The sequence below is a fragment of the Azospira inquinata genome (assembly GCF_018905915.1).
GTDB classification, from domain to species: Bacteria; Pseudomonadota; Gammaproteobacteria; order Burkholderiales; family Rhodocyclaceae; genus Azospira; species Azospira inquinata.
In genome coordinates this window covers 2,023,208-2,039,315 of record NZ_CP064782.1, presented here as the reverse complement: position 1 = coordinate 2,039,315, position 16,108 = coordinate 2,023,208, and the positions used below count along the sequence as shown (strand labels likewise).

Genomic DNA, 16,108 nt, shown 5'->3' with positions numbered 1-16,108 from the left:
GGCTGGAGTTCAAGCACAACAATGCCGAGCCCCAGGAGTTTGGTATTGCCCCGGAAAAGCAGCGCGACCGCCTCTCGTCTGATCAAGGAAGCACTGAGCGCTGGCGCTGTCCGCCTGCACGACCCGGATGCCCCACCCAAGCTCCGGCGTTATGTGCCTAGCTGGGCATGATTTGCTTGATGGGTATTTGATGGCAGCAGCAGTTGCCGTCGCAGTAGAAAAACAAACTTTATTTAAAACAATCGGTTGCAATCCATCTGATACTTGATGGGTACTTGATTGCGGCAGCAATGGAATGAATGCAATGAACTCCTCCACCCTGGTCCAGAAAGTCTGGAATTTTTGCCATACCCTGCGTGATGACGGCGTAAGTTACGGCGACTACTTGGAACAGCTGACTTACCTGCTGTTTCTCAAACTGGCCCACGAATACGCCCAGGAACCCTACAACCGGGACAGCCGCATCCCCAAGGGCTATGACTGGAGCAGCTTGAAGGCCAAGACCGGTGAGCCGCTGGAAACCCATTACTTGGCCACGCTGCACCAGTTGGGGCAAGAGCCGGGCATGCTTGGCGCCATTTTCTTCAAGGCTCAGAACAAGATCCAGGACCCAGCCAAGCTTTCACGCCTGGTTCAGATGATTGACACAGAGGACTGGATCAGCCTGGATGCCGATACCAAAGGTGACTTGTACGAAGGACTGCTGCAAAAAAACGCAGAGGATACTAAAAGCGGCGCCGGCCAGTACTTCACGCCACGAGCACTGATTGAGGCGATGGTGGCCTGCGTAAGGCCCGAACCCCTGAAGACCATTGCCGACCCGGCCTGTGGTACAGGCGGCTTCTTCCTCGGGGTGTACAACTGGCTGACCCGCCCGGGCACCCATCTGGACAAACGTCAAAAAGAGTTTCTCCGCGACAGCACCTTCCACGGCAACGAGATCGTGCCTAATACCCGCCGCATGTGCCTGATGAATCTTTTCCTGCACAACATCGGCGAACTGGATGGGGAGCCTTCGGTCGAGCGTTCTGATGCCCTTATCTCTGAACCCAAGCACAGGGTGGATTACGTGCTGGCCAACCCGCCCTTCGGCAAGAAGAGCAGCATGACCATCACCAATGAAGAAGGAGAGGAAGACAAGGAGGCGTTGACCTACGAGCGGCAGGATTTCTGGGAAACCACCTCCAACAAGCAGCTCAACTTCCTGCAACACATCGTCAGCATGCTGAAGGTGGACGGCAAGGCCGCCGTAGTGCTGCCGGACAACGTGCTGTTCGAAGGGGGCGCCGGTGAGAAAATTCGCCGCAAGCTGCTGGAAACCTGTGATGTACACACTATCCTGCGACTGCCCACGGGTATTTTCTACGCCCAGGGGGTAAAGGCCAACGTGGTGTTTTTTGATGCCAAGCCCAAGGATGGTCAGATCCACACCAAGGGTATCTGGTTCTATGATCTGCGCACCAACAAACACTTCACCTTGAAGACGCGTCAGCTCAAGTTGGACGACTTACAAGAGTTCATCTCCTGCTACCACCCAGAGAACCGTCATGATCGTATCGCCTCCGAGCGCTTTAAGTTCTTTAGCTACGAGGAACTGATAGTTCGTGACAAGGCGAGTCTAGATATCTTTTGGCTGAAGGACGAAAGTCTCGACAACCTGGACGACTTACCGCCTCCCGACGTTTTGCAACAAAAGATCATTGAGCACCTTGAGACCGCGTTGGCAGCATTCCGGGAGGTAAGCGCCGCCTTGCCCTGTTCAACGGCTCAAGTCAAAGGCTAAATAAGCGCCAGCGTCATACCTCACAACAGCAGCAAAAATCAGGCATTCGCACGAATGGGGCCCCCGTTTCTCCCTAAAGATTTCCGCTTCCCAGCCGATAACCGTCATAAACCTGCCACGCCCTTCCCGGGCGATTCTTTTTTGGGAGACGATCATGAGTATTGCTATTTCGAGTGCCAGCACGGGCACCGCCGCCGCTTCGGGGGATACCAGTATTGCCGCTCAGCTGGCGGCCCTGCGGAAGCAGTTGGGGAATCTGGAAAAGCAGTTGGTGAAACTGGCCCAGGAGGCGGTGGATTCTCAGGATTCCAAGGCTGCGGAGACCCAGGCCAAGGCTATCCAGTTGCAAATCCAGATGATCCAGACCCAAATCGCCCAGCTGGAAGCCCAACAGGCCAAGGAAGCGAACAAGAAGGACCAGTCCCAAGCGCCCACCAAGACGGAGGGAACCACGAGCACCACGGCCTCCAGTGGGGACGTGCAGAATCTGCTGGATACCTTCGCCTAAACTCCCCGGCCGTCCCGTTCCACGGGCCTTGCCGCCCGCCTGCCCCATCCCGTTTGCCCGCCCCACCCAGGCCTCCGCACCGCGCCAGCCCGGGGGCGGGCCGCCCCTTGTTATAATCCCGGACCAACTCCTGGTCCGTTCATGACTACCTCCTCCCTTTCCCTCCCCGCCCTCGGGCAAAGCGCCCGTTCCTGGCGGCTGACCCTGGTGGGTATTTTTCTCCTGGCCCTGGCCGTGCTGGCCCCGGGTATCCAGTCCCCCACGGGCATTACGGGCAAGGATGAGTATTTCCTCAGCCTGCGCACCCCCCTGGAAATGATGGAAAAGGATGCCTGGGTGGTGCCGGTGCTAAACGGTCATCCCCGGTTGAAAAAGCCCCCCATGCTGTACTGGCTGGGCCGGGCCAGCTATGAGACCTTTGGCCCCAGCCTGCCCGCCGGACGGGGTGTGGTGGTGCTCCTGGCCGCCCTTATGGTGACGGCGGGAGCCGCCCTAGGGCGGCGCCTGGTGGGCACTCCGAAAGCGGGGCTGTGGAGCGCCGCCCTGCTGCTCTCCATGCTCGGACTGGCCAGCGAATCCCGGCGCTTCATGCTGGATATTCCCACGGCGGCCTTTTCCACCCTGGCGTTCCTCTTTTTCCTGCGCTGGCAGCAGGCGGGCCGGGGTGGGCTCAATCTGATCCTGGGAGCGGTCTTTCTGGCCGCCGGTTTCCTCATCAAAGGCCCCATCGTGGCCCTGGTATGCGGTGGCGGCATTCTGGCCCTGCTCCTGGCCCGGCAATGGGACTGGCGCCAGGCCTGGGCCAAGCGCACGCCCCTGAGTCTGGCCGCCCTGCTGTTTCTGGCCCTGGCCCTGCCCTGGTTCGTCTGGGTGCGGCTGCGCTTTCCCGAAGCCTCCGCTGCCGAATTGCAGGAAGAACTGGAAGCCCGGCAGTTTTTCATCTTTTCCCCCGAATCCCTGCTGGGCCTGATCCAGATCGCCCTGCCCTGGAGCTTCGCCCTCCTGGGCTACGCCTGGCGGGTACGCCGGGAGCCGGGCCCGGCCCGGATGCTGGTGCTGTGGTTCCTGCTCACCTTCGTTCCCTTCTTTTTCATCAAAACCTTTGACCGCTATCTGGTGGGCTCCCTGGTACCCCTGGCCCTGTTAGGCGCCCATGCCTTGAGCCGCCCGGAGGCTTCCCGCCCGGCCCTGGGGGCCTGGGGACTGCGGGCTGGCACCCTCATCGCCCTATTGCTGGCCGGGGGCTTTGCCGCCTTTGCCGCCTGGTTCCATCTGGCAGGCTGGCTGTGGCTGGTGCTCCCCCTGGCTTGGCTGGCCTGGGCTGGTTTCCGTCCCCGCCCGGCCCAGCTGGCGGGCGCCGCCCTGCTCACCTGGCTCACCCTGTTTGCCGTTACCTTCCCCGCCCTGGGGGTGAACCGGGTGCCGCCGGAAGTGCTGGCCCTCACCGCCCAGCGCCCGGTGCTCATGTTCGACGGTCCCCAGCCCGCCCTCCTGCCCATGCTCCTGCACCGCTCCTTGAGCCAGAGCAGCAAGCTGGAAGACCCGGCCCTGGTCGCTCCCCCCGGGCTCCTGGTCTTCGCCCGCAGTGAAGACGTGGACCGGCTCGCCGCCCAACTGGCGCCCCTGGGCAAGGCCCTGCGGCCCCTGGGCCAATACCGGGTGCTGTCTTCCCGGGGCTCGGGCATCCGCTTCGCCCGGGAAGGGGCTGGCAGCCGGGAATGGAAAGAAGCCCTGGCCCGGCACAGCCTGGACCCCCTCTATTCCACCGTGCGCTATTTTGAACTGGTGCCCCTGAGCCCCGCCGCCCCCCGGGGGACGGAACAGTGAGCGCCTCCCGCACCCGGCGCCTGGGCGCCCTGGCCCTGATTCTGGGCCTGGGGGCCGCCGCCGGGCGCCTGCTGCACACCCCCCCCACCCCGGCTTTCCGCCCGGTAACGCCCCCGGCCACGCCCCTGGCCCCCCGGCTTTCCGCCACCCTGTTGCCCCGGGCCGCCCCCACGGCCCACGCCGCCACCCTGGCCGAATTGCCGGACGGGGACCTAGCCGCCGCCTGGTTTGCCGGCAGCAAGGAAGGGGCGCCGGACGTGGCCCTCTACCTGTCCCGCTACCATAGCCGGAGCGGGGAATGGACCGCTCCCCACCCCATCGCCGACCGGGCCGGGGTCCAGGCCGCCACGGGCCGCTATGTGCGCAAGCTGGGCAATCCGGTGCTGGGGGTGGATGGGGCCGGACGGCTCCATCTGTGGTTTGTGTCCGTGGCCTACGGGGGCTGGGCCGGGGCCAGCCTGAATCACCAGATCTCCACGGATGGGGGCCAGCATTGGAGCCCGGCCCGGCGTCTAGTCTCCGGCCCCTTCCTCAATATCAGCACCCTGGTACGTACCCCGCCCCTGGCCCGGGAACAGGGGGCTTTTGCCCTGCCCGCCTACCATGAATTTCTGAAAAAGCACGGGGAATGGCTGGAGATCGGCCCGGATGGCCGCCTCACCGATCTGGCCCGGCTGCCGGGCCGGGGGGCGGAGGGGCGGGACCGGCCCGCCCTCCAACCCGCCGTGGCCCCCACGGACCAGGGCCTGCTGGCCCTGCTGCGGGACGCGGGGCCGGGCCCGGGCCGGGTGCTGGCCGCCCGCTCCGGGGACGGGGGCGCCCACTGGCACGCCCTGGCGCCCCTGCCCATCCCCAATCCCAATGCCTCCGTAGCCCTGCTCCGCCTCCAGGATGGGCGCCTGCTGCTGGCCGCCAATCCCCAGGCCCAGGACCGGAATCAGCTGGCCCTGTGGCTCTCCACGGATCAGGGAGCCACCTGGCAGCCGGCCCTGAGCCTGGAAAACAGCCCCAACGGGGACGACGAATTTTCCTACCCGGCCCTGCTCCAGGACCGGCAAGGCCGCATCCACGTGCTCTACACCTGGCGCCGCCAGACTATTAAACAGGTGGTCCTGACCCCGGCCCGGCTGGGCCCGGCCCCCAAGGGCGCCCTGCTGCCCCGGGGCGCCGCCCCGGCCCTGCCCCTGGCTGCGCCGTCCCAGACTTCCACCGCATCCACGCCCCCCAGCGCCCCGGGAGCCCGCCCATGAACGCTCCCTTGATTTTCGGCCTGATCTCCCAGGCGGTGATGGTGGGCACGGTGGGGGTCTGGCTGGTGCGCCGCTGGTCAAAAAAATGCCAGGAGAAGGGCGTCCCGCCTCATTCTCCATTTTCACTCCCCTGGATCGCCCGTCCCTGGGCGTCCTGGGCCCTGGCCCTGGGGATCGGCGCTCTGAGCCTGATTCCCCTGGGGGGCACGTCCCTCTGCCAGTATCTGCGCGGCTTTTGGAACGACGTGAGCCCCACCACCCTCCAGCTCTGCCTCCTGAGCCTGGCGGGCTGGCAATGGCCGCCCCGTCAGCGCCTCGGCCTCCTGGTGACCACCCTCCTGGGTGCCGCCCTGCTCTACCCCACGGCCCTCTCCAATCTGCCCCTGGACGCCTATCGCTGGGGCTTTGCCGCCCAGGCCCCGATTTTCCTCGGCGCCCTGGTGCTCCTAGGCCTCCTGGCCCTGCGGGGCGCCCCCGCGCTGGCGGTGATCCTGGGCCTGGATCTGTTTGCCTTCGGCGCCGGTCTGCTGGACGGGGATAACCTCTGGGATTACCTCCTGGACCCGATGCTGGTAACCTACGCCCTCTTCACCCTGGGCCCGGCCCTGGCGGCCCGGCGCCGCCCCGCCGCCCCGGCCCCCCTCCCTCACGAGTCACCCCATGCGCCCTGATACTCCCGAAGCCAGCCCCGAAGTTTCCATCGTCATTCCGGTTTATAACGAGGCGGAAAATCTGCCCGACCTGGTGGCCAAAGTGGGGGAAGCCCTGCTGCCCACGGGCTGGACCTTTGAACTCATCTGCGTGGACGATGGCTCCCGGGACGACACCGCCCTGATCATGCGGGATCTGGCCCGCCAGACCCCCTGGCTCAAGCCCCGCTACCTGATGCGCAACTACGGCCAGACCGCCGCCCTGCAAGCCGGTTTCGACGCCGCCACCGGGCGCTTTGTAGTGACCCTGGACGGGGACTTGCAAAACGATCCGGCGGACATCCCGGCCCTGGTGGATCAGCTGAAAATGGACGACAGCGTGGACATGATTTCGGGCTGGCGTAAGGACCGGCAGGACAAGGCCCTCTCCCGCAAACTCCCCTCCATGCTGGCCAACCGGCTCATTTCCTGGGCCACCGGGGTGCGCCTCCACGACTACGGCTGCGCCCTCAAGGTTTACCGGGGAGAAATCATCCACCGCATCCGCCTCTACGGGGAGCTGCACCGCTTTATCCCGGTTCTCGCCGCCGAAGCGGGAGCCCGCATCACGGAAGTGCCGGTGCGCCACCACGCCCGCACCCGGGGCGTCTCCAAGTACGGCATCGACCGGACCTTCCGGGTGGTGCTGGACCTGCTGCTGATGAAGTTCATGCTGCGCTACCTGCACCGGCCCCTCCACGCCTTCGGCGGGGTGGGCCTCTGGCTGCTGCTGCCCGGCACCCTGTCCCTGGCCTGGCTGCTGATTCTCAAGCTGTGCGGCGAATCCATCGGCGGGCGGCCCCTGCTCATCACCGGGGTCATGCTCTGCCTCATGGGGGTGCAGCTCATCGGTATGGGGCTCTTGGGGGAAATCCTCATCCGGGTCTACCACGAACCGGAAGGCCGGGCCCAATACCGGCTGCGCCAGCCCCCGGTGGATGAGGAAGTCTGAGGCCTCTCGCCCCGTTCATGGCCGCCCTGCGCCCCAAAACCTGGCTCAAGCTCATCGCCGCCCCCCTGCTTCTGGGGGCCGTGGTGTGGGCCGTCCATCCGGAACGGCTGGTGGCCACCTTCCGCCACCTCAACCTGTTCTGGGTGGGCCTGGGCTTTTTCGCCTCCCTGGTATCCAATCTTTTTTCCGCCCTGCGCTGGCAGCGGCTGGCTCTCTGGCTGGGCCTGAAGGCCCCCTTGCCCCCCATGGTCCAAGCCTATTTCCAGGGCATTGCCGCCAACACCCTGCTGCCGGGGGGCACCATGAGCGGTGACCTGCTGCGGGCCGCCCGGCTGGTGAAGCTGGGCAATCCCCTCCTGGAAGGGGGCCTGTCCGTGGCCCTGGACCGGTTCAGCGGCCTCTGGATACTCTGCAGTTTTTCCGGGCTGGTGGGGGGACTCATGCTCCTGGATGGCTGGCCCGCCTTCTGGCGCGGCCCCCAGCTCCCCGCCGGGCCCACGGCCGCCCTGGTGCTGGTGGCCACCCTGGCCCTGCTCCTGGCCCCCGCCCTGCTTTATCTGGGGGGCCGCCACGGCCTTCTGCCCCTGCTGCCCGAACGGTGGCGCCAGGAAGGGGGACGGCTTTTAGCCCGGCCCGGCTTCGGGCCCCTCTTTGCCAATCAGCTCTGGCTTTCCGGGCTGGTCCAGGTTTTTTCCATTACCGCCCTGGCCTGCGGCGGCCTGGCCGCCGGGCTCCACTATCCCCTCTGGGTGTTTGCCGTGGCCGCTGCCCCCATTTTTGTCATGGCCGCCCTGCCCGTGAGTTTCGGCGGCTGGGGCACCCGGGAAACCGCCGCCGCCATCTGCTTTGCCGCCGTGGGCGCCCCGACGGAAGGGGCCGTGGCCATGTCCGTGCTCTACGGTCTCTACGCCGCCCTCCAGGCCCTTCTGGGCCTCTGGGGACGGAGCCCCGCCCCCGCCCGCCCCTGAGCCCCGCCCCTACTGGGCCAGGGCCTTTTCCACCAGCTGACGCACGGTCTGGATGTCGAAGGGCTTGTCGCAGATAGCGGACACCCCGGCCTTTTCCACCGCCGCCAGACGGCTTTCATTGTCGTCGCTGGTCACCATGAGAATGGGCACGGTGGTCTGCCAGCTCTGGGTGCGGATGTATTCCACCAGGGCTTTGCCGTCCATTTCCGGCATGTGGTAATCGGTCAGCACCAGATCCACCAGGGTTTCCGCCAGGATGGCCACCGCCTCCTTGCCGTTGTTGGCTTCGAGAAAGTGCTCGATGCCCAGGCGTTCCAGGATGTGACGCAGAAATTTGCGGGAGGTGGCGCTGTCATCCACCAGCAGCACCTTGAGGCTTTCCAGTTCCCGATCCGTATCCAGCTGTTCCCCGTCGATGAGCAGGTCCAGCACGGCCCGCAGGGCTTGGTGCAGCTGGGCCTCGGAAAAGGGCTTGGGCAGGATGGAGCAGGCCCCGGACTGGCGAATGGGGTCCAGCACCTGGGGCCGGGTTTCGCTGGAAATGAGGACAAAGGGCAGGGCTTCCAGATCCGGCTCGGCCCGCATGGCGTAGACCAGTTCCGTGCCCGTCATATCCGGCAGATACATGGCGCTGATGGCCACCGTGGGCGGCTCCTGGAGCATGACCGCCAGGGCGTCGTTGCCCGTGCCCACGGTATGGATGCGATGCACCCCGCAGTTTTTCAGGAAATGCTGGACCAGATGGGCCTGGGTGGTGGACGGCTCCACCAACACCACGGAGGGATCGGCGATGGATGAAAATAGGTTCATGGCATAGGCTCCTCAATCCGGGAGACTATAGCAAAAAGCCATGGTTCCGGCCCCGCCCGCCGCCCCTGGTCCGGAGTCAGGGGCAAAAAAAAGCCCCGGACCAGGCCGGGGCGGGAGAGGGGGCCCGCCACGGGGAAGCGGGAGCCCCCGGGGTAATGGGGGAAAAGGGGAAGCCAGGGGAAGGGCTGGGGCGCGACGATTAACAAGCCGCAGCCCGAGGCCTCACCGAAGGCCGTTATAAACCGGGCCTCCCCAGCGTACCGCGCCGGGGAGGCCCTTGGTTCCTCGGTTCCTCGGTTCCTCGGTTCCTTGGCTCCTTGGCTCCTTGGCTCCTTGGCTCCTCGGTTCCTCGGGACCGATAGGCCGGGGCTCAAGGCCGATGGCGCGAAAGCCTTCCGGCCTTGAGCCCTGGGCAAAGGGCCCGAAGGCCGAACCTTAGCGGCCCTTGACGAAGCGGACGGTGGCTTCCGCCACCCGCTTGCCGTAGAGCCGGGCGGTTTCCAGGTCACCGGCGGGGGGCACCTGATCGGCGGGCAGGTCGGAGTCGGACTGGGCCATGGCGCCGTAGGCGGCCCCCACCCGGTTCACGTCATTGCGCTGGGCCTTGGAGCTGTTGGCGGGCAGCAGGCCCAGGCTCACCCAGATCATGCCGTGCTGCATGGCCAGGGTGGTGAGGGCGCTCATGGTGCCGGACTTGTCGCCCAGCCAGGAGGCGGAGTTGGTGAAGCCCCCGGCCACCTTGTCCTGCCAGTCCCGGTTGAACCAGGCCTTGGAGGAAGCGTCGGCGAATTCCTTGAACTTGGCGGAGGGGCCGCCCATGTAGGTGGGGGCGCCGAAAATGATGCCGTCGGCGGCAGCCAGATCGGCCCAGGGCACGGCGGCGATGTCGCTCAGGGCCACCAGCTGCACCTCGGCCACTTCCTTGGCCCCGGCGGCCACGGCTTCGGCCTGTTTGGCGGTGTGGCCGTAGCCACTGTGATAAACCACGACGATTTTTGCCATTGTTGATTCTCCTGATGTTGTAAGAAGTTTCCCTGTTGGGGTTGGGGTAATCCACGCCCCCCGCCCGCCACTCATAGCGGCGGCAGGTCGAAGAGCAGGAATTCGGTAAGGTCCGGCGTTCCAGTCTGCCCGGAGGACATGACCGTTTCGGGACGGCTGGGGAGGCGAAAGGCCAGGTGGTCCCGGTGGGGTTCCGGGGCGATCTTGGCCCCGTCCCCGGGGGACAGGGGCACCCCGTTGATTTCCAGTTCCCCCCGGATCAGGTGCACGTAGGCCAGCCGTTCCGGGGCCAGGGTGTAATCCAGGCCTTCCCCGGGAGCCAGCAGGCTGGCATAGACCAGGGCATCCTGGCCCAGGGTGGTACTGCCCTCCCGGCCATCCGGGGAGGCGATGGGCAGCAGGCGGCCCCGCTTGGCTTCATCCGGGGCGGGTCGCTGTTCGTAGCCCGGTTCCCGACCCGGCTGGCCGGGTTCGATCCAGATTTGCAGCAGGCGCAGGGGGGTATCCGGGGAAGGATTGACCTCGCTGTGGCGAATGCCCCGGCCCGCGCTCATGCGCTGCACCTCTCCGGGCCCCAGGCGGCCGCCGTGGCCCAGGCTGTCCCGGTGTTCCAGGGTGCCGGAGAGCACGTAGGTGAGGATTTCCATGTCCTTGTGGCCATGGGGGCCGAAGCCCGAGCCGGGGGCGATGAAATCGTCGTTGATGACCCGCAGGGCGCCCCAGCCCATTTCCCCCGGATCGTAATAATCCCCGAAGGAAAAACTGTAGTGGGTGACCAGCCAGCCGTAATCGGCATGGCCCCGGTCGGAGGCGGCGCGCAGCTGGATCATGGCAGGGTTCGGAAAGGAATCTGGCGGGTTCGCTTGAAAAAAATTGTTGATTTCATTGGCTCAGACCTTATGCTAGGAAACAATGTTCCTAAATACCAGCGAATACTTTTCACCAAACCTTTCAGTATTTTTCACCAATGAAACTTTCCCTCGATGCCCTGCAAATTCTGGACGCCATTGACGCCCGGGGTTCCTATGCGGCGGCGGCCCAGGATTTACACCGGGTGCCTTCGGCCCTGACCCACGCCATGCAAAAGCTGGAGTCGGAATTGGGGGTGGCCCTCTTTGAAAAATCCGGCCGCCGGGCCACCCTCACCCCAGCGGGCCGCACCCTGCTGGGGGACGGACGCCATCTGCTGCGGGCGGCGGCGGAGCTGGAATGCCGGGTAAAGCGGGTGGCCACGGGCTGGGAAACGGAGCTCACCATCGGGGTGGACATGCTCATCCCGGCCCAGCGCCTCTGGCCCCTGCTGGAGCGCTTTTACGCCCAGGGCCGGGGCACCCGCATCCGCCTCAGCTATGAGGTGCTGGGGGGGGCCTGGGACGCCCTGGCCACGGACCGGGCCGATCTGGTCATCGGCGCCCCCGGGGACCTGCCGAGCCGGAGCGGCATTTCCTCCCGCTCCCTGGGAACCATCCAACTGCTCTTTGCCGTGGCCCCCCATCACCCCCTGGCCGCCCTGCCCGATCCCCTCTCCCGGGAGGAGCTGATTCGCCACCGGGCCGTGGTGGTGCCGGACACCTCCCAGGAATTGCTGGCCCGCAGCACGGGCATTCTGGAAGGCCAGGACACCCTGCGGGTGCCGGACATGGCGGCCAAGCTGGCGGCCCAGGAAGCGGGCCTGGGGGTGGGTCATCTGCCCCCCTGGCAGGTGCTTCCGGCCGTGGCCGCCGGGCGTCTGGTCATCAAGCGGCTGGCGGACGACACCCCGCCCCTGGCCTGCTATATCGCCTGGCGCACCAGGCAGGAAGGCAAGGCCCTGGCCTGGTTCCTGGCCGAACTGGAAAAGCCGGAGGTGCGGGCGGCCCTGACGGAGAGATTGACCTGAGCCAGCACCGGAAAAATCCCGTTGTGCGGCCCACCACCGGAGTGCTGAACCTAAAGCACAAAGCGATAGCCGACCCCTGCCTCGGTCAGCAGGTGCTTGGGCCGGGAAGGCTGATCCTCGATTTTCTTGCGCAAGGCCCCCATATAGACCCGCACATAATGGCTGTCCTCGCTGTGGCTGGGGCCCCAGGCCGCGTGGAGCAGCTGCCGATGAGTCAGCACGCAGGACGGATTGGCCAACAGATAAGCCAATAGCCGAAATTCAATGGGGGTGAGATGGAGCGGCTCCCCGGCCTTTTCTACCAGGCGTTTCGCCAAATCCACTTTGAGATTGCCAAAAACCACCAGGGGGGAACCGTCGCCGCTCCCCAGGGAACGCCGACGCAGCTGGGCCCGCACCCGGGCGGATAACTCGGCGGCTCCGAAGGGTTTGGTCAGATAATCGTCGGCCCCCACATCCAGGGCCCCCACCTTGTCTTCTTCCGTGGTTCTGGCCGACAACACCAGAATGGGGGCGTTGCTCCAGGTTCGCATATCCCGGATAAAGTCCAGCCCATCCCCATCCGGCAAGCCCAAATCCAACACCACCATGTCGGCTTTGCGGGTGCCCACTTCAATCAGACCGCGCCGGCAGGTGTCGGCCTCAAACACGTGACAGCCTTCTTCCTCCAGGGTCAGCCGGATGAAGCGGCGGATCTGGGGTTCATCCTCCACCACCACGATGTTAGGTACGGACGTACTCATGGCTGGGATTCTCCTTCCCCCTCGGATTCCATTTCCTCTCCCACTTCGGGGGGCGTCCCCCGGGGAAAGGTCATGACAAAGCGGGCACCTCGTGGGTGCCGGTTTTCGCCCCGGATCGTTCCCCCATGGGCCTGCACAATGGCCCGGCAAATCGCCAGCCCCAACCCCACTCCGGGCATCGTCCCTTCCTTTTGACCACGTTCAAACTTGTTGAAAATAGCCTCTTCCTTACCCGGGGGCAGGCCCGGGCCCTCATCCGCCACCCACACTTCCACCTGATCCGACAGGACCGTTGCCCCAATCTCAATGGGCGTATGGGCGGGAGTGTATTTCACCGCATTTTCCAGCAAATTGCAGAATACCCGGCCCAGCAACACCCCATCCAGATGCAGCAGAGGTAAATCATCGCCCAGGGCAATCACCACGGGACGTTGTCCCAATACTCCGTCCATGTCATGGAGAGCGCTACCGACAATTTCCTCCAGGGGCTGCCACTGGCGATTGAGCTGTATCTTGCCTGCCTGGAGGCGGGCCATGTCGAGCAAATTATTCACCAGGGCATTCATGCGCAAGGACTCTTCCCGCATGGCCCCAGCCACTTCCTGCTGGGCTGGGCTCAGGGGCGGCTTGGTCATGGACATGGATTCCGCCAGCCCGACCAGGGCGCTTAAGGGCGTACGCAAATCATGGGAAATGGCCGACAGCAGGGAATTTCTCATGCGCTCAGACTCCATTTCCACGGTCGTGACCTGGGCTACTTCCACATAATGAACCCGCTCCAGGGCAATGGATATCAAGCGGGCCATGGTATCCAGAGACCGGCGCTGTTCCGGGCTCAGAGCCCGGCCCGGATGGGACGATTCAATGGCCAGTACCCCCCGGACCCGCATGGGCGCTTTCAGGGGCAGATACAGAATGGGGCTGCCGGGCAGGGTATTGGTGCCCCGGCCAGCCCCTTCCTCGTGATCGAAGGCCCATTGGGCAATGCCCACATCAATGGCCGTATTGGCTGGCGCCTGAAGATGATCCTGGGCATCGGATAAAAGCAGGGTCCCCCGGGCCTGAAATTCCCCCTCCAGGAAACGGGTGCAAATATCGCTGATCTGCTCCACCTGCAAGGCCCCGGACAAGTCCCGGGAAAATTCGTAGAGGGCCCGCACCCGATCCTCCCGCCGGGTCGCCACCCGGGCCTGGTATTTCAAGCCGGCGGTTAACTGGCCGACCAATAGGCCCACCAGCAACATGATGAAAAAGGTCATCAAATACTGCACATCGCTGACCGCAAAGGACAGGCGAGGCGGCACAAAGAAAAAGTCGAAAGCCGCCACACTCAACAAGGAGGCCAGCACCGCAGGCCCTCGCCCCAGCCACAACGCCACCACCACGACCGCCACCAAAAACAACATGACGATATTGGCCAGATCAAAATAGGCATGTAGCGGCGTGGCCAACAGGGTCATGGCAGCACAAACCAGGGCACTGAGCAGATAGGAAGGCCAGGCAGGCCCCCGTCCGGAGCGAGGGACTTCCCGGGCCTCCTCCGCTGGAGACACGGCGGCATTTCTGGCGATCAGAATGACATCCAGGTCCGGTGCCAGGCGACACAACCGGGACACAAAGCCCACGTGCCAGAAGGACCATTGAACGCGACGGCCGCGGCCCACCACCACTTTGGATAAATTATGGTCTTGTAGATATTTCACCGCCACGGCAGCCCCGTCGTTCCCTGCCAGGGTCGCGGTTTCTGCCCCCAATTCCTCCGCCAGGCTCAGGGTCTTGAATATCCGTTCCCGAGCCGCCCCGGGCAAGCGCTGTAAGGCTGGGGTTTCCACATAAATGGCATGCCAGGGGATATTCCACTGATTAGCTAGGCGGGCGCCGCTACGCACCACCCGCTCTCCCCCGGCGTCCGGCCCCACGCAGACCAGCAGGGATTCCCGGGTGGGCCAGAGGGCGGGTACCGCCTGTTTGCGCCGGTAGGCCAGCATGTCCTCATCCACCCGGTCCGCCGTGCGGCGTAGGGCCAGTTCCCGCAAGGCAATCAGGTTACCTTTGCGGAAAAAGTTGCGAATCGCCCGTTCCGCCTGCTGGGGCAAATAGACCTTGCCTTCCTTGAGGCGCTGCAACAGTTCATCCGGGGGGAGGTCCACCAGAATGACCTCGTCCGCGCTGTCAAAAAACCGATCCGGCACCGTTTCCCACACCCGAATGCCCGTAATACCGCTGACCACATCGTTGAGGGAATCCAGATGCTGCACGTTAATGGTGCCGTAAACGTCGATCCCCGCCGCCAGCAACTCCTCCACATCCTGCCAGCGCTTGGGGTGCCGGGCCCCGCTCACGTTGGAGTGGGCCAGCTCGTCCATGAGAATCAGGGCCGGTTTTCGGCGTAGGGCTTCATCCAGATTGAATTCGTACAACACCTGATCCCGATAGGGAATTTCCTGAAGGGGAAGGCGCTCCAGCCCCGCCGCCATGGCCTCCGTGTCCTTGCGGCCATGGGTTTCCACCACCCCAATCAGCACATCCAGACCTTGGGACTGCTGCTGTCGGGCCGCCGCCAGCATGGCGTAGGTTTTACCCACCCCGGCGCTGGCGCCAAAAAAGATTTTCAGTTTTCCCCGCTGGGCCTTGGCTGCTTCATGCTGAATCTGGCTCAGCAACTGGTCGGGGTCGGGACGAACTTCTGTCATGGAGTATCCAATCTAGTCCTTGGTAAGCCAGGAATACGGAAACAGGCCACCTTGCCAACAGGGCCAATGCCCCCACCCGTCTATTTCACCCGGGACCGGCACCAGGGGACACCCGCCATCATAGGAAATATGCAGCCCTTTGGCGCATCCCAGGCAGGATAAACCCCGCCCCGGGGTGCTATCGGGCACCACTCCCCAATCCCCAACAACCATGGCACATCTCTCGTAGAGGAAAAAGTGGCCCGCCCCCTCCGGGGCGGAGCCATAAGAAGCTCGTCGAGAGCCTTGGGAGTCAGCAAAAACGAAAAGAAGGAAAACTCAGGAAGGGGGGCGCCGGGATTGCCAGGAGAGGATGGCCCACACCAGCCCCAGGGGCAGGAAGATGGCCAAAAAGGCCAGGCAAAGGAGCATGGCGAGCCCTTTAGGGAGTAGCCGTGAGCTGATCCAAGGCCAGGTTTAGCGCCAATACATTGACCCTGGGTTCCCCCAGGAATCCCCACTGGCGCCCCTCCGTATGGTCTTTCACCAAAGCGGCCACCGTCCCGGAAGACAGATGGCGGGCGCGGGCGACCCGGTCAATCTGGTAGGTTGCCGCCGCCACACTCAGGTGAGGGTCTAATCCGCTTCCCGACGCGGTCACCAGTTCCACGGGAATCGCTAGGGGATTGGTCGGGTCTGCCGCCAATAAGGCTTGCTTGCGCGCCTTAACCCCCTCCACCAACGCCGGATTCAACGGCCCCAAATTGGAGCCACCGGAAGCAACCCCGTTATAAGGCTGGGGCGCCGTGGCAGAAGGCCGGCCCCAGAAATGGGCCGGGTCCGTAAAATTTTGACCAATCAGGCGGGACCCCAGCAACTGGCCTTTTTCATACACCAAGCTACCGGCAGACTGTTGGGGAAAAGCCACTTTAGCCACCCCGGTGACCAATAAGGGATAAGCCAGACCGGTCACCAGGGAAAGCAGGACAAACAACAGCAAAGCAGGACGCAACAAGGTTTTCATG

The 16,108-nt window shown here is 64.5% G+C and carries 14 protein-coding genes; 8 read left to right on the top strand and 6 right to left on the bottom strand.

Going from position 1 to position 16,108, the window contains the following annotated elements; all coding sequences use genetic code 11:
- The first annotated feature begins 304 nt into the window (after nt 1-304).
- The 7 genes from Azoinq_RS09360 (at nt 305) to Azoinq_RS09330 (ending at nt 7,977) form a co-directional block, all read left to right on the top strand.
- Complete coding sequence (locus Azoinq_RS09360) at nt 305-1,783, top strand: class I SAM-dependent DNA methyltransferase (RefSeq protein ID WP_216129727.1); 1,479 nt, start codon at nt 305-307, stop codon at nt 1,781-1,783.
- A gap of 154 nt (nt 1,784-1,937) precedes the next feature.
- On the top strand, nt 1,938-2,291 hold the full coding sequence (locus Azoinq_RS09355) for a FlxA-like family protein (RefSeq protein WP_216129729.1): 354 nt from the start codon (nt 1,938-1,940) through the stop codon (nt 2,289-2,291).
- Nucleotides 2,292-2,432: 141 nt separating this feature from the next.
- Nucleotides 2,433-4,118: a glycosyltransferase family 39 protein gene (locus tag Azoinq_RS09350; RefSeq protein ID WP_216129731.1), complete on the top strand. Its 1,686-nt coding sequence runs from the start codon at nt 2,433-2,435 to the stop codon at nt 4,116-4,118.
- Nucleotides 4,115-5,368, top strand: coding sequence for a sialidase family protein (locus tag Azoinq_RS09345; protein ID WP_216129733.1), 1,254 nt, complete (start codon nt 4,115-4,117; stop codon nt 5,366-5,368). The genes Azoinq_RS09350 and Azoinq_RS09345 overlap by 4 nt, the downstream gene beginning before the upstream one ends.
- Entirely contained in the window at nt 5,365-6,039 is a 675-nt protein-coding gene (locus Azoinq_RS09340) for a hypothetical protein (RefSeq protein ID WP_216129735.1), read from the top strand. The genes Azoinq_RS09345 and Azoinq_RS09340 overlap by 4 nt, the downstream gene beginning before the upstream one ends.
- On the top strand, nt 6,029-7,009 hold the full coding sequence (locus Azoinq_RS09335) for a glycosyltransferase family 2 protein (protein WP_216129737.1): 981 nt from the start codon (nt 6,029-6,031) through the stop codon (nt 7,007-7,009). Before Azoinq_RS09340 ends, Azoinq_RS09335 begins: the two co-directional genes overlap by 11 nt.
- A 17-nt stretch (nt 7,010-7,026) precedes the next feature.
- Nucleotides 7,027-7,977 carry a lysylphosphatidylglycerol synthase transmembrane domain-containing protein gene (locus Azoinq_RS09330; protein ID WP_216129739.1) on the top strand — a complete coding sequence of 317 codons (951 nt, stop codon included), beginning with the start codon at nt 7,027-7,029 and terminating at the stop codon, nt 7,975-7,977.
- Nucleotides 7,978-7,986: 9 nt separating this feature from the next.
- Here Azoinq_RS09330 and Azoinq_RS09325 read toward each other — a convergent pair whose 3' ends face one another.
- The 3 genes from Azoinq_RS09325 to Azoinq_RS09315 all read right to left on the bottom strand — a co-directional run bounded on the left by Azoinq_RS09325 (nt 7,987) and on the right by Azoinq_RS09315 (nt 10,619).
- Nucleotides 7,987-8,787, bottom strand: a complete 801-nt coding sequence (locus Azoinq_RS09325) for a response regulator (protein WP_216129741.1) — start codon at nt 8,785-8,787, stop codon at nt 7,987-7,989.
- Nucleotides 8,788-9,222: 435 nt separating this feature from the next.
- Nucleotides 9,223-9,789, bottom strand: a complete 567-nt coding sequence (locus tag Azoinq_RS09320; RefSeq protein ID WP_216129743.1) for a flavodoxin family protein — start codon at nt 9,787-9,789, stop codon at nt 9,223-9,225.
- A 71-nt stretch (nt 9,790-9,860) separates the two neighbouring features.
- Nucleotides 9,861-10,619, bottom strand: coding sequence for a pirin family protein (locus Azoinq_RS09315; protein WP_216129745.1), 759 nt, complete (start codon nt 10,617-10,619; stop codon nt 9,861-9,863).
- Between the two features lie 137 nt (nt 10,620-10,756).
- Here Azoinq_RS09315 and Azoinq_RS09310 point away from each other — a divergent pair, with 137 nt between their 5' ends.
- The gene (locus Azoinq_RS09310; protein ID WP_216129747.1) at nt 10,757-11,668 is read left to right on the top strand and encodes a LysR family transcriptional regulator; all 912 of its coding nucleotides are present in this window, start codon (nt 10,757-10,759) and stop codon (nt 11,666-11,668) included.
- A 50-nt stretch (nt 11,669-11,718) separates the two neighbouring features.
- On the opposite strand, the gene kdpE is transcribed toward Azoinq_RS09310, so the two are convergent.
- The 3 genes from kdpE to kdpC form a co-directional block, all read right to left on the bottom strand.
- Nucleotides 11,719-12,411 carry a two-component system response regulator KdpE gene (kdpE, locus tag Azoinq_RS09305; protein ID WP_216129749.1) on the bottom strand — a complete coding sequence of 231 codons (693 nt, stop codon included), beginning with the start codon at nt 12,409-12,411 and terminating at the stop codon, nt 11,719-11,721.
- Nucleotides 12,408-15,104 (bottom strand): two-component system sensor histidine kinase KdpD, encoded by a 2,697-nt coding sequence (gene kdpD / locus Azoinq_RS09300; protein ID WP_216129751.1) that lies wholly within the window; start codon nt 15,102-15,104, stop codon nt 12,408-12,410. Before kdpD ends, kdpE begins: the two co-directional genes overlap by 4 nt.
- A 421-nt stretch (nt 15,105-15,525) precedes the next feature.
- Nucleotides 15,526-16,107, bottom strand: a complete 582-nt coding sequence (gene kdpC, locus Azoinq_RS09295; RefSeq protein WP_216129753.1) for a potassium-transporting ATPase subunit KdpC — start codon at nt 16,105-16,107, stop codon at nt 15,526-15,528.
- Nucleotide 16,108 lies beyond the last annotated feature (1 nt).

Coding starts and splice junctions, on each gene's coding strand:
- Azoinq_RS09360 (WP_216129727.1), top strand. CDS start 305: ATGAACTCCTCCACCCTGGTCCAGAAAGTCTGGAATTTTTGCCATACC.
- Azoinq_RS09355 (WP_216129729.1), top strand. CDS start 1,938: ATGAGTATTGCTATTTCGAGTGCCAGCACGGGCACCGCCGCCGCTTCG.
- Azoinq_RS09350 (WP_216129731.1), top strand. CDS start 2,433: ATGACTACCTCCTCCCTTTCCCTCCCCGCCCTCGGGCAAAGCGCCCGT.
- Azoinq_RS09340 (WP_216129735.1), top strand. CDS start 5,365: ATGAACGCTCCCTTGATTTTCGGCCTGATCTCCCAGGCGGTGATGGTG.
- Azoinq_RS09335 (WP_216129737.1), top strand. CDS start 6,029: ATGCGCCCTGATACTCCCGAAGCCAGCCCCGAAGTTTCCATCGTCATT.
- Azoinq_RS09330 (WP_216129739.1), top strand. CDS start 7,027: ATGGCCGCCCTGCGCCCCAAAACCTGGCTCAAGCTCATCGCCGCCCCC.
- Azoinq_RS09325 (WP_216129741.1), bottom strand. CDS start 8,787: ATGAACCTATTTTCATCCATCGCCGATCCCTCCGTGGTGTTGGTGGAG.
- Azoinq_RS09320 (WP_216129743.1), bottom strand. CDS start 9,789: ATGGCAAAAATCGTCGTGGTTTATCACAGTGGCTACGGCCACACCGCC.
- Azoinq_RS09315 (WP_216129745.1), bottom strand. CDS start 10,619: ATGATCCAGCTGCGCGCCGCCTCCGACCGGGGCCATGCCGATTACGGC.
- Azoinq_RS09310 (WP_216129747.1), top strand. CDS start 10,757: ATGAAACTTTCCCTCGATGCCCTGCAAATTCTGGACGCCATTGACGCC.
- kdpE (WP_216129749.1), bottom strand. CDS start 12,411: ATGAGTACGTCCGTACCTAACATCGTGGTGGTGGAGGATGAACCCCAG.
- kdpD (WP_216129751.1), bottom strand. CDS start 15,104: ATGACAGAAGTTCGTCCCGACCCCGACCAGTTGCTGAGCCAGATTCAG.
- kdpC (WP_216129753.1), bottom strand. CDS start 16,107: ATGAAAACCTTGTTGCGTCCTGCTTTGCTGTTGTTTGTCCTGCTTTCC.